The following is a 14,527-nucleotide window of genomic DNA, read 5'->3' as shown; positions in this document are numbered from 1 at the left end:
CTTTTTTCCTACCCTCTACAAAATAAATAAAAAAAGCAGGACGTCCGACTTAGTTCTCACTAAATCCAAGCGTCCTGCTTCATGGCTCATTTAATTGTATTCTATTTCATACGGCTACATTCTTGAGCGATTACTCTTCCATGTCTTCATCCTTCTCCAACACACAGCGGAATCGCTCAACACCAGGATATAACTCACCCAAGCTATACACGATAAATCCGCAATTCCGATAGAATTCGACAGCCTCCTGATCCGTTTCTGCAATCAAACGATCCGGATTATGCTTCTCCAGAAGCTGTGCAATCATGCCACGACCATAATTTTTGAAGCGATTTTCGGGCAGCACAGCAATATGCTTAATCGTTATTTCATCTGCTCCTGTGTGAATATAACCGAGTAAGCCGATGAGCTGCCCCTCACCTTCGTACCCTTCAAGCTGCAATTCATCGCTCTCCGTATATTGTTGAATGGCTTGGTTCAGATGCTCAGGTTCAGGAAAGACCGAATAGGCCAACAATTCTTGCACCTCAGGCTCCTGAATTCGTGATTTCAGATTAATTAACAACGTTCATTCCTCCTGTATCTTGCTTGTTCCGTTATCGTATTGTAGTCGTTACCCAGGCAAAGTTCAAGTTATAAGCTGATGGTCAGTGTTCCGGTTCCAATAAAAATAAATATAAAAACGATCATAAAAACAATTGCACTCGTAACGAGTAGTTTGCCTGTGTCCTTCTTATATGGATGATCACTGAACAACATAACCCCACCTATGATTATGGCGATTGGAGGAAAGAAAATCGTAATGATGACAAGCAGCACGATAGAATATCGATCCAGTATCGGGTTATAATCCTCCGTCATATGTGATCGCTCAGGCTGCGTTGTTTTGGTAGCAACCAGATTACCGCAGGATTTACACTTGAATTCATCTGCTCCCATTGGTTTCTCACAATAGGAACAAACTCTACTGGTACGTGCCATGTAGCGCACCTCCTTTCAATGTGTTTACTTGCCTTCTGGAACGGAGCCTGTAGTCGTTTGATCTAGGAAAGCATGAAGAGCTGTTACATAGCTGGAACGATCCACTTGAAAGGCTGTTCCGTGTCCTGCACCCTGAATCGTCAGTAGTTGCTTCTCCGTTGGACATGCATCATGAAGTCGATATACCATCTCTGTAGGCACAAACCTATCTGCTTCTCCATGAATAAATAACACCGGCACCTTTACTTGAGCAAGTTGTTTCAGAGCAGAAGCTTCAGAGAAGGAATAACCTGCCTTCCACTTCGATATGAGACTGGTCACAGGAATAAAGGGGAATGGGGGCAGTTTGTAAAGTTGCTTAAGCTGAAAGGTAAGCTCTTCTTGAACCGAAGTGTAGGCACAGTCCGATACAATGGATTTTACTTGTGCTGGGAGCTTCTCTCCCCCCGTCATGAGCACAGTGGCTCCACCCATCGATATTCCATGAAGTATAATTTCTGCTTCGCTTCCAATCTTCGTGATAACCCAATCAATCCATTGTATGTAATCCAACCGATCCAACCAGCCAAAACCAATCATATTCCCTTCACTCTCACCATGTGCTCGATCATCAGGCATAAGTATGTTATACCCTCGCTGCTCCGCGTAAAAACGAGCAAAGCCTGCCATCTCTCTCCCTCTACCTGAATACCCATGAGCCAATATTACCGTTTGGTGTGATCCGGTAGCTGAAGGTAGCCACATCCCATGTAATTGAAGTCCATCATGAGACTGGATACGTACCTTCACCCCATGCTGTTGATCCAACCACGTTAGATCAGACGCACTACTAATCAATTCATTGTCAGGTTCAGGCATTAAATTCGGGTTATCCACCAGAAATGATTTGGGGGTACGCCGAATTGCTGTTTTAAAGAAGTATAGTCCTCCTATCCAGGTTGCAATGAGCACGAGCAGAATTAAAATAAAAATAGCGATTCCAAAATATAGAGTTAACATGGTCTCTCCTTCTCTTCATCGTAACAATCTACACCTTACCTTACATACACGAAGCTAGGCGCAAAAACAGGTTTGCAGTCCCGACTTTCGTCAAGACTACAAACCCTCTAGATGACTTTTTCTAATGCAGAACACGCCTCTTTATATGCTGGCATTAATTGATCAAGCAATGGTTCTGCCTTGATCGTCTCGCCTTGCTTCGCTAATTGCTCAATTCGTGCAAAGAGGGCTGAACAATATTCAATCCCTAAGCTCAAACTTCCAGATTTGAGATCATGAGCCACCTCCGCCGCAGCAAGATGATCACCCGAAACAATATGTCTCCGCAGCACCTCAATTTTGCCCGGTGTCTCCGAACGATACATCTCAAGTAACATCTCCAGCAACGTCTGATCGCCTTCACTGTTTAATTCTGCGATTTCATTAACAATACTCATATTTAGTATTTCACGATGCTCCGATGTGTTCTGCCATTTCTGAATTATATTGCTTAATGCTTCAAGGGTAAATGGTTTACCAATAAAGTCATTCATTCCAGCAGCAAGGCATTTATCCTTTTCTCCGTCCATCACATTGCCTGTCATTGCAATGATCGGAACTGCATGTCGCATTTCATCCTGTTCCATAGCTCGGATTTTGCGCGTTGCTTCAAGGCCATCCATGATCGGCATCATATTATCCATCAGAATTAAACTATATTTCTTGCTAAGATAGGCAGCAACAGCTTCTTCGCCATTGGTGGCAGAATCAACCTCTGTGATCCCCAGCTTTTTGAGCTGCATCAACACGACTTGCCGGTTAATGGCGTTATCATCTGCTAACAGAATAGGGAGCGAAGGCTCAGGGACAGCTTCTAGAGATTGATTATCGGATGGTGCAATATCGGAGGAGGTGTCTGCTTGATTGGAAGCTGACTTGTCCAACAATAGTTCAAACCAAAAGGTAGAACCCTTCCCTTCTATACTTTGCACACCGATATCACCATCCATCAGCAACACTAAAGACTTACAGATAGATAGCCCCAGACCTGTGCCTTCGTATTCCTTTGCACGTCCTCGTTCTGTCTGAGCGTAGGGTTTAAACAGTTTCTGCAAATCTTCCTTGGCGATACCGATCCCTGTGTCCTCCACCTCGAATCGAATCTGCTGAGTATGCTCACTGTCATTTACCAGCTTCACTCGGATACGTACTGAACCCTGCATTGTGAACTTGTTAGCATTCTGAATTAAATTGATAAGCACCTGCGTAATTCGCGTCGAATCACCTTGCAGACTGGAAGAAATCCTTGGATCACAATCAATGATTAACTCGTTTCCATTTTTCTGAATCTTCGGTTCGAGTAAACGAACGATATATTTAAGAATGGATTGCAGCTCTACTTCTCCAATTTCAAGCTTCAATTGTTTGGCTTCTAACTTGGACATATCCAGCAGGTCTTGAATTAGCTTAAGCAGAAGTTTGGCGGCCTCCTGAATGACATCCACCGAGTTGCGCTGTTCTTCGGACAAAGAGGATAGTTGCAATAACTCAGCCATGCCAAGTATTCCATTTAAGGGGGTTCGGAAATCGTGACTTATTACGGCAATAAATGAACTCTTGGATTCTCCCGCTGCAACAGCCTCTTCGCGTGCTGCTTCCAAACTGACGTTATTCTTCGCAAGCTTCCGCTGCAACGTAACCAGTTCATTGTTCATTTGTGAGAATTCGCCCAGTACACGCTCTTCATCTTCCTTGCTACGAATGATCTGATCCGATAATTGTTCAATCGTTCTCCGCAGCTTTTCATTCGTATCATTTTCATGGGACATCACATCACCCCTCTCTTAATCATTCATGATTTCTATATGATCCGTAATCGTCCCGTTCTTTAGTAGAGTCTCTGCAACCGCAACAGCCTCATCTGCTCCTTGAGCATATCCGTCGGCTCCAATCGTTCTCCACAGCTCTTGATCGATATTGAATGGATATCCTCCTACCAAAATCTTCACATGTGCAGTAGCAGGGTTCCTACGAATCATTTGAATTAACTCTTTAGCAAGATGGAGATGAAACGTCATTGTAACTGAAATAGCAACCACGTCACCCTGGTGTCGCTGAATCGCCTCTACTAAACTACCATTCGGAACATTCGCTCCGAGATAATACGTATCCCAGCCTTCCATTTCAAAAACATCAGTAAGCATGCGTAAGCCAATCTCGTGCTGCTCACTACCTACACATGCAGCTACTAACTTCTTCCCACCAGCTGCCTCAACTAACCAACGTGGATAGAGTAACGATATACATGCTTGGGTTGCAGCCGTACAGAAATGTTCTTGAGCCACAGTGATCTGGCTTAATTGCCACAATCGTCCGATCTCATACTGGACTGGTTGAAAAATATATTGATATATATCACGTATGCTTGCTCCGTTCGCAAGCTCCGTTTCAACAATGTGGAAAGCTTCTCTGCGTTTTCCATTAAGTAAAGCACTTAAATAGGTCTGCGCAGCCTTACCGTACGGGAGAGAATCGTAAACGTACCCCTGTACTGATTCGCGCTGATGAATCTGATGCACACCCATTTCCAAATATTCAAGGACAACATTCTTGGACGAATTGTCGAACTCTTCCTCCAACGTTTCTCGAATCAGCCTCAGATTCACAGCCAAATCCTCGGTGGAGACGTTATATCCTGCTAACAGCGTTTTTAACCACGAGATGTAATGGGTAAACAGATTGGGGCTTTTAACGAGCACACTCTCTGCCAGATAATTTAAGCTATATTGTGAATCCTGTTTTGTGCGTATACGCCCATTTTCACCAAAACGTTGAATCAGATCCGGCTGCAGCAAGTATTGCTTTTCTGTAATTTTATCAGCTAGTTCTCCCGCTGCCTGTAACAGTCGTTCACCAGCCTCTTGATGTGTCATATGGCTTAATCCCCCTTCTTGCTGCGATTTCATCCCAATCTACTTGCTAAAACAACAGCCTAAGAGGATGTGTTCCAAACATCGGGTTATTCATACTAAGAACATATGAAGCTAGAACACAACTCTATGATTGGTTTGATATCGATCAGCCCTTGATTGGGAACGTTCTCTATTGTACATGAATTCAATAGATAATAATTAGTTTTAGATCGTCACTTGGTGACAATTTTCCTATATTATGAATCATACTGCAAGTCATTTAGCTAGTGAGTGCCCGTTATATCGCTCATAAAAAAACCGACTTGCGTTTATGAACGCAAGTCGGTTTTACCTTCTGCAGCAAGCCCCAGCTTCTTCAACAGTCGAATCGCTTCCGCTTTCTCGGAAGGTTCCAATCCGTCTACTGTATCAATAATGACCTGGTGATGCTGAGGAAAAATTTGTGTGAAGAGTTGTCGTCCCTCTTCTGTCAATTCCGCATAAATTACACGTCGATCCTCCTTGGATGCTCTACGAACCAGAAGGTTTTTATTCTGCAATTTATCGACAACGTATGTGATATTTCCACTAGACATCAGAACCTTCTCCCCAATCTTCTGCAGAGCCTGAGGACCTTTGTGATATAACAGATCAAGTACACCGAATTCGGTTGTATTTAGCCCATGACTCTGAATATCACGATTGGATTTAGATGTAACGGAATTGTATGCTCGGACGAGAACTACAAATAATTGTAAAGAAAGTTCCCGATTGTCCTCTATGTTCGGCATTTCTATAATCCTCCATCAATTGTTTACATTACATTTCGTTCTATTGCTATACATCTAGAGAAGATAGCTGTTCCCATTCCTCACGCAGCATTCCCATACGGATGGAATCGTAGTGCTTCCCCTCCACAATACGGCATTTGCGCATTCTACCTTCGATCTGAAGTCCAGCTTTGGCCGCTGCTCGCATCATTCGTTCATTACCTGACCACGTCGTTAATCCAACTCTTGCAATCGGCAAGTGGTTAAATAAATGGCTTGACCAAAGCTTAAGTGCACGGGTGCCAACACCCTTACTCCACGTCGTAGATCGATAAAGAACAATCCCCATCTCAAGCCATAACGATTGTTGATGCTCCCAATAATAAGATATCGTGCCAATAATCTGGCCGTTCACTTCAATGACTCGCATGGAGATTGGATCAGAACTGGACTCTGATGCTTCGATCCACTTCATTATATCTTGACTGTACTGAGTATAGCTCTCATGCTCAAGTGGAAAATACGGAGCATCCCATTGCTTCCATTCCGGAACCTCGTCACTATATATCAGTTGATATAGCTCAGGTAAATCCGCCTCTTCTATGCATCGAAGTTCAAGATCACCTTCAACGATCGAATTTTCCTTCATATGAATCACCCCCTCATCCCTTAATTGGAACGATGGAGTTCATCAATGCTACCATCTTCCTTCGCTAAAATGACAATATTCGCCATATTAATAAATAAGCCGTTGTCCACTACACCGGGAAGCATATTTAACTGAATGTTCAAATCGGGAGCCTGCTCAATCGCTTCCATGCGGCAGTCAGCAATCAGATTTCCATTGTCTGTCAGATAACGCTCGTCACCATTCATACGCCATTCTGGAGAACAGCCCATACTTTCTAGTGACTTGAATGTCCATTCAGAAGCAAAAGGAACAACCTCTACCGGCAATGGGAATCGGCCTAGCTTGTCTACCGCTTTACTGCCATCGGCTACAATAATAAGTTGATCGCTGTTCGCTGCAACAATCTTCTCACGCAAGAGAGCACCGCCGCCCCCTTTAATGAGATTAAATTCCGGATCAACCTCGTCAGCACCATCAATCGTAATATCCAGTCGTCCAATTTGATCAAACGGAATGATCGGAATGCCCCATTCTCTAGCAAGCTTGTCTGATGCTTCAGACGTAGCCACAGCTTGAATTTGCAGGCCATCACGTACACGCTCTCCTAACTTGCAGATCGCATAGTAAGCTGTAGAGCCTGTACCTAGCCCCACCTTCATTCCATCTTGGATGTATTCAGCCGCCCGCTCTGCTGCAATTTGTTTCAGATTCATCTAGAATAAACCCCCGCCTGTTTATGAATTTGAGAAATGCATACTGTATTTATTATAGATAAAACCGCTTCCGATGTATATCCATCCTTGTAAGCAATACAAAAATGCATGATACCCACCCGTTCGCCTGATTCATGCAGGGCAGACTGCCCCATCATTGTTTTTCTGCATGTTTTTTCACACTTACATGATGTTTTTTATCTCTTATTGTTATAGAATACATAATGAAACTAAAAAATGGGAATTTTTCCGAAGTTTTAGTTCTTTATACCTATGTATTTATTGTCATGTCCATAAATATGTAGAATATTAAAAAAGTTTTAACAAAACTATTCAATTTAACGACATTTTATACGACATATTATAGGTGGATGTGTTTTAATAATTAGACACCTATGGATCATGGGTACCAAAAATTCGTCTTTACGACCAAAAACCCAAGACCATGGTCGCATACATAACTTTGGAGGGGATCGACAAATGGCCTAGGCGGCTGGAATCATGCAAGAAACCAAGCGTTGTTAACTAAACAGAGATCAGGAGTGGAGTTTTGTGAAATCATTAAGTTGGAAAAGCATGTCTTTTTTCTCGAAAAATCTATTACTTTCATTCACCAACATCGTCATTATTGGAGTGGCATTAATTGCCAGTAGCTATTATTTCCAAAAGACAGTGCTCGTTGATCAATTGCATGGGCAAGTTGCAGTAATCACGCAAAAATGGGCTGAGGGAATCAATGCATCCGATGTTGAGGCAGCCATTGCGGAAGGCAGCTATGACGGAACCGTACAAGCTAAATTACGAGCTTACTTTGATGAAATGCAAGAGTACTATCCTAACATTGCCCAAGCCTATATTTTCGGTGTTGAACTCGATGGGGAGAATCAGCGCAATACATCCCTAGTCGCAATGCCCACCAATCTTAGAGAAGCCTTTCAAAGCGATAACGTAAACATTGGCGATATGTATGAGCAACCGGTTGTTGTAGCAAATGCATTGAAAGAAATGTTAAATACAGATCGTCCAACCTTTACTACATTTTATAAAGATGACTTTGGAACATGGACAACCATCGCTTATCCAATCAAGGATAGCAACGGCAAAATCTTCTCCTATTTCGCGATTGATGCGGATGCATCTGCCGTACCTGCCGGTCTGAGCTCACTGCTCAAAAACGGTATCATCATTTTGGTAGCCTTTTTACTTTTATTCCTTATCATCCAATATCTCGTTGTCAAAAATACACTATCCCCTATTCGTCACTTAATCAAAGGAATTGATGACGTTAGCCGGGGTAATTTGAATGTCAACATTCCGACAGGCAAAGACGATCTGGGACTTGTGAATGAGAAGTTCAATACGATGGTTCGCAAAATTAATGACACGATCGTCAAAGTACAGATGACTTCCCATGAGGTGAACCAGTCTGCAAAAGAGCTGTATGAAGTCTCTGAGAAAAACAGTGACCATGCGGATACGATTAACATCAATGTATCCCAGATTGCATCTAACATTCGCGCACAAGAACAAGCGACAATTGACAGCGCACGTGCAATGGCAGAGATGGCTACCGTTATTCAAACGATTGCTAGCAGTTCAGCAAATGTAGCTGATGAAGCCTATGAGATGGAACGTCGTTCCCAACAAGGTAATACCGTTGTTCGTCAGGTCTCTGAACAAATGACTCTGATTACCGAATCGGTTAAAAATACAGCATCGGCAATTAATGTACTTGAAAGTCGTTCGCAAGAAATTGGAGATATCCTCAATATCATCTCTGGTATTTCCAGTCAGACCAACCTGCTTGCACTGAATGCATCCATTGAGGCAGCACGTGTCGGTGAAGAAGGCCGTGGTTTCGCCGTTGTAGCCGGTGAGGTTCGCAAACTTGCTGAACAGTCCGAAGAATCAACCAGACAGATCTCTGTGTTAATTGAAGAAATTCAAACCGAAATCAAACAAGCCGTTCGTGCAATGGAACAAGGTACAGCAGAAGTGGATACAGGACTTGATGTAGCTGATCAAACAGGTCAACTGTTCGAAGAAATTCTGGAAGCAGCTAAGAAAGTTTCCAACCAGATTCAAGAAGTGTCCAGCGCTACGCAGGAAATATCTGCGGGTACTGAAGAAATGACTGCAACAGCAGATGATCTCTCATCCAGTGTAAGTAAAACGGCTGATAGTAGTGAACGCATCTCTACTTCTGTTGACGAACAAAAAGGTTCTCTGATTACGCTTGTAGATTCTTCGAACCGACTGAGCAGCATGTCTGAGGAGCTCCAAGAATTGATTTCTCACTTTAATGTAAGCAAAGGCTAAGAGTACAGAAATATTACATTTTTGAATTGGACAAAGGAGGAACAACTGAAGTGATTGAAAATCATTCTTCATCAGATCATATTATGGAAACTGAATTGCCGGTACTTCAGATTCCGCTGGATTTTGGACGTCGTCAGCAATCATTCGTTTATAAATCAACTCATATTCCGTTACAGCCTACTCTGAGTCGTGAACTTGCACAAAAATTTGGCTCATCATTGACGTACCCTGCTCTCTTATCCGCATACGCAGCCTTGTTATTCAGACTATCAGGTGAACAGGAGCTAGCCATCGGCACATTGGCTCCTGAACATGCGGCTGCTAACGTGATACTGCAAATTCATGGGAAAATGACCTTCCGGGAATTGATTGAGCAAATCTCAGAGCAAATTGTGAACAACAATACCACTCATCCTGGGGCATACCCTGAAACGATTTTCATGCACAACAGTGTGCAATTGCCTCAAGCTCCGCAAATTTTAAACTGGAACATCCGCGACGATCGCGGCCAGTTTATCCTTGATTCGTTCTATGATGCTTCCCTATTAAGTGAGGCAACCATCATGAGATATGCGGAGTATTTTGAGACACTTCTACTTGCGATGATCCGCAATACGGACAAGTCTATTGGCTCTGTTGATATTTTATCAGCCTCTGATCGACTGTTATATCGTGAGATGAACGATACCGCTGTTCTAGAGCCTGAACATCAAACGATCCATGGTTGGTTCGAAGCGGTTGCAGCCGAATATCCCAACTCACCTGCGATCACGTCACTTTCAGGGAAATATACGTATCGTGAATTGAATGAGCGTTCCAATCAAGTCGCTCGAGTTCTTCAATCAAACGGTTTACAAAAAGGGGAATTTGTCAGCATCTTCATGGAAAGAAGCCTGGAAACCATTATCTCCATTCTGGGTATTCTTAAAGCCGGAGGTGTCTACGTTCCCGTTGACCCTGAGCACCCACAAGAACGTAACAGCTACATCGTAGAAGATACAGCATCATCCTTTGTCCTAACAAAAGATTCTTCCTTTACCGAAGCTTCACGCCTATTCTCGGGCATCACAACAGTACGTCAAATTTTATCGGTAGATGGTCGCCTGGCCGGGTTTGCAGCAAGCAACCCTAATGTCGATGTTCAGCCGGATGACCTAGCGTATATCATCTACACCTCGGGCTCTACGGGCAAACCAAAAGGCGCTCTCGTGGCTCATCGCGGTGTAACGAATCTTGGTAGTGTCGTTCAGCGAGATTGTGATATTATGCCTAACGATGTGCTAACCCAGTTTGCTACATATAGCTTCGATGCTTCTGTCTGGGATACGATTGGTGCCCTGTTCTACGGTGCTGAGCTCTATCTTCTCTCTGCGGAAGAACGTGTATCCGTCGAAGATTTTGCTGCTGCAATTGAACGTACGGGCACAACGATTATTACAATTCTGCCTACGATCTTCTTCAACCAGCTTGCATCCTATCTGTCCGATGAAGGTTTCCATAAGCTGGCTAAAGTCAAAATAATTACTGTTGCGGGCGAAGCGCTATATGGTGAACAAGTCCGTGCATTCCAACGGAAATTCGGCAATCAGATCGATATCGTCAATGTATATGGCCCTACTGAATGTACAGTAGCAACGACGACACATCGGATCAGTGAGCAAGTTCCCGAGCATGTCGTTAATATGCCTATCGGTAAGCCAATTCATAACTACAAAGTCTACATCGTGAATGAAGAACAGCAACTCTGCCCGGTTGGAGTGCCTGGTGAGGTATATATCTCTACGCCAGCTCTTGCTAAGGGTTATCTGAATCAACCAGAACGTACAGCTCAAGCCTTTATCGAGAATCCATTTGCGATGGGTGAAAAAATCTATAAATCTGGCGATATTGCCAAATTGCTAGACACTGGACTACTAGAATATGTGGGACGTAGTGATTCTCAACTAAAAATCCGCGGTCATCGGATTGAAATTGGAGAAATCGAGGATCATTTTGCACGTTTAGAACAGATCCAGGATGTCGCTGTCATTCCTAAAAAAGAATCAGACGGACAAAATATGCTCGTCGGTTACTTTACCTCCGTCGATGGTAGCACATTGTCCGTTGAAGAGATCAAGGCACAGCTTGCCGTGAAGCTCCCTTCATACTTTGTGCCGAAATGGATCTGCCAATTAGATGAGATGCCTATTGCACCAACAGGGAAAATCAATCGTAAAGCGATGGTTGCACTCCCCCATGAAGAACGTCATGAGAATCGTGCGGAACGGGTACTGCCTGCAACAGAAACCGAAACAGTTATTCTGAACGCGTGGAAAGAGATCCTTCAGCATGACGACTTCGGTGTAGAAGATAGTTTCTTTACCATCGGTGGAGATTCTTTACGGGTCATCCATGTGCTTGTGCTGCTGAAGCCTCACTATCCACTATTGAAGATTGCCGACTTCTTTGCGGAGAAAACGATCCGCGCATTGGCACGTCGAGTGGAGACGTTATCGCAAACTACAGAACAGTTTGACTCAGCTTCATCCGGGACAAATGGCTTGATCACCCAATTATCCGAGCATCCTGTTGAGCTTGCTACACAATTAGGGTATCCGGAAATTCTCAAGCCAGAACATGTTCTCCTAACAGGTGCTACAGGTTACTTAGGCTCACATGTGCTTCAGCAATTAATCCTGCACTCGGATACCAAAATTTACACATTGGTTCGTCGTCCATCGGATGGAACATCAGCCATGCAACGGTTAAGCAATGTGATGCAGGGGTATTTCGGAAATGAACTGGCAATTCAATTGCCATCCCGCGTTGAGATCATTGAAGGGGATCTGGAGCAACCGAACCTTGGGTTAAGCAGTGAACAAAAGGCTTATGTGCAGACCACCATTGATCGCGTTATTCACTGTGCTGCAGATGTGCGACACTTTGGAGATGCAGCTCAATTCGCTAAAACTAATGTTGAAGGAACCGTAGCGTTGTTGGATCTGATTCGCAGCAAACCAGGTGCCTCCTTCCATCATGTGTCCACGATGGGAATTCCAGAAGATCTCGCACTTAGCGGTCAGTGGGAATCTTCATTGCAATATGATCATTTCCCAGCCGATCTGCATGTGGAGAACGTTTACTCCGACAGTAAACTTGAAGCTGAGAAAGTGCTTATGATTGCAGCGGAGGAAGGTGTTCCAGTAAGTATTTATCGAGCGGGAAACCTAACATGCCATTCGGAAACAGGACGTTTCCAATCCAATATTGATAGCAATGCCTTCTACCGGATGATTAAAGCGATGTTGTTGCTTGGCAAAGCCCCTGCTGCCGATTGGCTGGTAGACTTCACTCCGATCGATTACGCAAGCGAAGCGATCGTTCATCTGGCATTACGCGAAGATACTGCTGGCCGTGTGTTCCACATCTGTAATCCGGAGTCGATCCGTTACGATGAATTGATCAATTCCATCAATCGTGCTGGTTATGAAGTCGAAACGGTTCCTTTTGCCGAATATACGCAGTGGTTGTTTGACGCTAGCATCAGTAAAGATGCTGAGGCACTTCAACTGGCTATCGCTCAGCTTGAAGGGGACGGTGCGAAGGATTCAGCTTACGTATATGCTTCTCCTGTTACAACGGCCTATGTGCAACCCGCAGGAATTTCCTGCCCTAGAGCCGATGATCGTTTTATTTTGAAAATGATTGAGCATGCAGTCGCGATTGGATATTTCCCTGCTGCAATCAAGCCAACATTCGGCACTTCTCCGACATTAGAGTAGATCTGTCCAGGATTTTATTTTTCTCAGAAAAGCCCCTTTTCCATTAAATCTAATGGAAAAGGGGCTTCTTATGTTATATCCAACGATTTATATCCAACGTGTTATAACCAACGAATGAGAGCAATGATCGCTAGATGAGCCGGATAAAAATAACGCCATATCCAGCGCGGCCCCTGCAAGCGAAAGCCTGCACCATAATATTGCGCAATGGCGATTCCTACGGTAGCAATAACACTATACATCTGCACAGAACTGCTATACAGCATAATATAGGCTGCCGTTAATAGGAAATGCCCGACAACCAGGATCGCACCTTGGAAGTACCGGAATAACAGCACGAGAAGTAACCCGTACATCCCATAATCCATATGTGTGATTTCCATAATCCATCCTGCACCTATTACAATCGGAATGCCTAACCAGCGAACGGGTAAACGATCCAGCGCCAGTACTACCAACAGTCCGGACAATAACGTCCATACGACATTCAGTGAGAAGTGGTTAAATGCCGCCATAAAAGGAATCTGTGAGATGACCGCAATCCAGAATAAGCGCATAATATATTTCTTCATGTTACGTGTGTGCTTATAGCCAACGTAAACGGCAAAAGCATAGATTGGAAACGCAATACGTCCAATGATTCGCAGTTCCTCCACTTGTGGATAAAAAACAGCACCTATATGATCAATCAGCATCGTTATCATGGCGATCCACTGCATCATGGTTATGAAGACCTCCCCTGTTCCTCGTGGTGCACTGTCACAAGCACATTCCTAATTTTTTTATACATCAAGATCATAATACAGGAATTGGGTGTCCAGTACATAACCTTCTGACTCATACAACGCCTGAGCCTGCTTATTACTGACCGCGGTGGATAGAGACAATGCACCCACACCTCTTTCCTCAGCAAGCGCTCTGGACGCCTGCAATAGTCTGCGGGCAACCCCTTGCTGGCGGTATTCCGGTTGAACATACAGATCATTCAGTATCCAGTTTGAGCGCATAGATAGTGAACTGAATGTTGGATACAACTGCACAAATCCCATCAGGGCTTGGTTTATTCCATTGTCCTTACCATTCATTGGTTCAAGTAATTCCGATTCCGCAATCTTTTCAGCTACTAGAATAATTGATTCATTATGCTGCATTCGACTCTTTATGTATTGAATGGCTCCTTCGAGATCCGAAGGTCGGTTGTAGAACATACGGTATTGATTGAATAACTCGCTCACATATTCAGCATCAGCAAGCTCAGCAATTCTAATCTGATCTGGCATCTCGTTTCTTCTCCCCTTATCTCTTTCACTTAATGAATACCCTCCTATTATATCGGTTATATCTGAAATTCCAAATTCATCATTTGCACCAAAGTTTGCAATCTTTCGAATTTTCCGAAAATACAAGAATATTTAAACTCAGACGTCACAAACTACAGGTAGATAACCAGTGATTCTATAGA

At 43.7% G+C, this 14,527-nt stretch carries 12 protein-coding genes; 2 read left to right on the top strand and 10 right to left on the bottom strand.

Annotated features, from left to right (window positions below; translation table 11 throughout):
- Positions 1-130 precede the first annotated feature (130 nt).
- From M3636_RS14925 to rpiA, 8 genes are all read right to left on the bottom strand, one after another.
- Positions 131-565, bottom strand: a complete 435-nt coding sequence (locus M3636_RS14925; RefSeq protein ID WP_251383025.1) for a GNAT family N-acetyltransferase — start codon at positions 563-565, stop codon at positions 131-133.
- A gap of 68 nt (positions 566-633) precedes the next feature.
- Positions 634-981 (bottom strand): hypothetical protein, encoded by a 348-nt coding sequence (locus M3636_RS14920; RefSeq protein ID WP_251383024.1) that lies wholly within the window; start codon positions 979-981, stop codon positions 634-636.
- Between the two features lie 24 nt (positions 982-1,005).
- Positions 1,006-1,980 carry an alpha/beta hydrolase gene (locus M3636_RS14915; protein ID WP_251383023.1) on the bottom strand — a complete coding sequence of 325 codons (975 nt, stop codon included), beginning with the start codon at positions 1,978-1,980 and terminating at the stop codon, positions 1,006-1,008.
- Positions 1,981-2,087: 107 nt separating this feature from the next.
- Positions 2,088-3,788 (bottom strand): ATP-binding protein, encoded by a 1,701-nt coding sequence (locus tag M3636_RS14910; RefSeq protein ID WP_128101337.1) that lies wholly within the window; start codon positions 3,786-3,788, stop codon positions 2,088-2,090.
- Between the two features lie 15 nt (positions 3,789-3,803).
- Positions 3,804-4,892 carry a cobalamin B12-binding domain-containing protein gene (locus M3636_RS14905; RefSeq protein WP_251383022.1) on the bottom strand — a complete coding sequence of 363 codons (1,089 nt, stop codon included), beginning with the start codon at positions 4,890-4,892 and terminating at the stop codon, positions 3,804-3,806.
- A 308-nt stretch (positions 4,893-5,200) separates the two neighbouring features.
- Positions 5,201-5,662, bottom strand: a complete 462-nt coding sequence (locus M3636_RS14900) for a MarR family winged helix-turn-helix transcriptional regulator (protein ID WP_128101335.1) — start codon at positions 5,660-5,662, stop codon at positions 5,201-5,203.
- Between the two features lie 46 nt (positions 5,663-5,708).
- On the bottom strand, positions 5,709-6,290 hold the full coding sequence (locus M3636_RS14895) for a GNAT family N-acetyltransferase (protein WP_251383021.1): 582 nt from the start codon (positions 6,288-6,290) through the stop codon (positions 5,709-5,711).
- Positions 6,291-6,310: 20 nt separating this feature from the next.
- Complete coding sequence (rpiA, locus tag M3636_RS14890; protein WP_251383020.1) at positions 6,311-6,985, bottom strand: ribose-5-phosphate isomerase RpiA; 675 nt, start codon at positions 6,983-6,985, stop codon at positions 6,311-6,313.
- Positions 6,986-7,561: 576 nt separating this feature from the next.
- On the opposite strand from rpiA, the gene M3636_RS14885 reads away from it, so the two are divergent.
- Together M3636_RS14885 and M3636_RS14880 are read left to right on the top strand one after the other, a co-directional pair.
- Positions 7,562-9,304, top strand: coding sequence for a methyl-accepting chemotaxis protein (locus tag M3636_RS14885; protein ID WP_251383089.1), 1,743 nt, complete (start codon positions 7,562-7,564; stop codon positions 9,302-9,304).
- A gap of 83 nt (positions 9,305-9,387) precedes the next feature.
- On the top strand, positions 9,388-13,065 hold the full coding sequence (locus tag M3636_RS14880) for a non-ribosomal peptide synthetase family protein (RefSeq protein ID WP_251383088.1): 3,678 nt from the start codon (positions 9,388-9,390) through the stop codon (positions 13,063-13,065).
- Positions 13,066-13,166: 101 nt separating this feature from the next.
- On the opposite strand, the gene M3636_RS14875 is transcribed toward M3636_RS14880, so the two are convergent.
- Positions 13,167-13,787 (bottom strand): TraX family protein, encoded by a 621-nt coding sequence (locus tag M3636_RS14875; protein WP_251383019.1) that lies wholly within the window; start codon positions 13,785-13,787, stop codon positions 13,167-13,169.
- Between the two features lie 60 nt (positions 13,788-13,847).
- Positions 13,848-14,345 carry a GNAT family N-acetyltransferase gene (locus M3636_RS14870; RefSeq protein ID WP_251383018.1) on the bottom strand — a complete coding sequence of 166 codons (498 nt, stop codon included), beginning with the start codon at positions 14,343-14,345 and terminating at the stop codon, positions 13,848-13,850.
- Positions 14,346-14,527 lie beyond the last annotated feature (182 nt).

It is taken from the genome of Paenibacillus sp. MER 99-2 (assembly GCF_023714095.1).
Lineage (GTDB): Bacteria > Bacillota > Bacilli > Paenibacillales > Paenibacillaceae > Paenibacillus.
Note: the sequence above shows the minus strand (reverse complement) of the source record. Positions and strands in the feature narration are given on the sequence as shown.

Coding starts and splice junctions, on each gene's coding strand:
- rpiA (WP_251383020.1), bottom strand. CDS start 6,985: ATGAATCTGAAACAAATTGCAGCAGAGCGGGCGGCTGAATACATCCAA.
- M3636_RS14915 (WP_251383023.1), bottom strand. CDS start 1,980: ATGTTAACTCTATATTTTGGAATCGCTATTTTTATTTTAATTCTGCTC.
- M3636_RS14910 (WP_128101337.1), bottom strand. CDS start 3,788: ATGTCCCATGAAAATGATACGAATGAAAAGCTGCGGAGAACGATTGAA.
- M3636_RS14905 (WP_251383022.1), bottom strand. CDS start 4,892: ATGACACATCAAGAGGCTGGTGAACGACTGTTACAGGCAGCGGGAGAA.
- M3636_RS14920 (WP_251383024.1), bottom strand. CDS start 981: ATGGCACGTACCAGTAGAGTTTGTTCCTATTGTGAGAAACCAATGGGA.
- M3636_RS14880 (WP_251383088.1), top strand. CDS start 9,388: ATGGAAACTGAATTGCCGGTACTTCAGATTCCGCTGGATTTTGGACGT.
- M3636_RS14870 (WP_251383018.1), bottom strand. CDS start 14,345: ATGCCAGATCAGATTAGAATTGCTGAGCTTGCTGATGCTGAATATGTG.
- M3636_RS14900 (WP_128101335.1), bottom strand. CDS start 5,662: ATGCCGAACATAGAGGACAATCGGGAACTTTCTTTACAATTATTTGTA.
- M3636_RS14875 (WP_251383019.1), bottom strand. CDS start 13,787: ATGATGCAGTGGATCGCCATGATAACGATGCTGATTGATCATATAGGT.
- M3636_RS14895 (WP_251383021.1), bottom strand. CDS start 6,290: ATGAAGGAAAATTCGATCGTTGAAGGTGATCTTGAACTTCGATGCATA.
- M3636_RS14885 (WP_251383089.1), top strand. CDS start 7,562: ATGTCTTTTTTCTCGAAAAATCTATTACTTTCATTCACCAACATCGTC.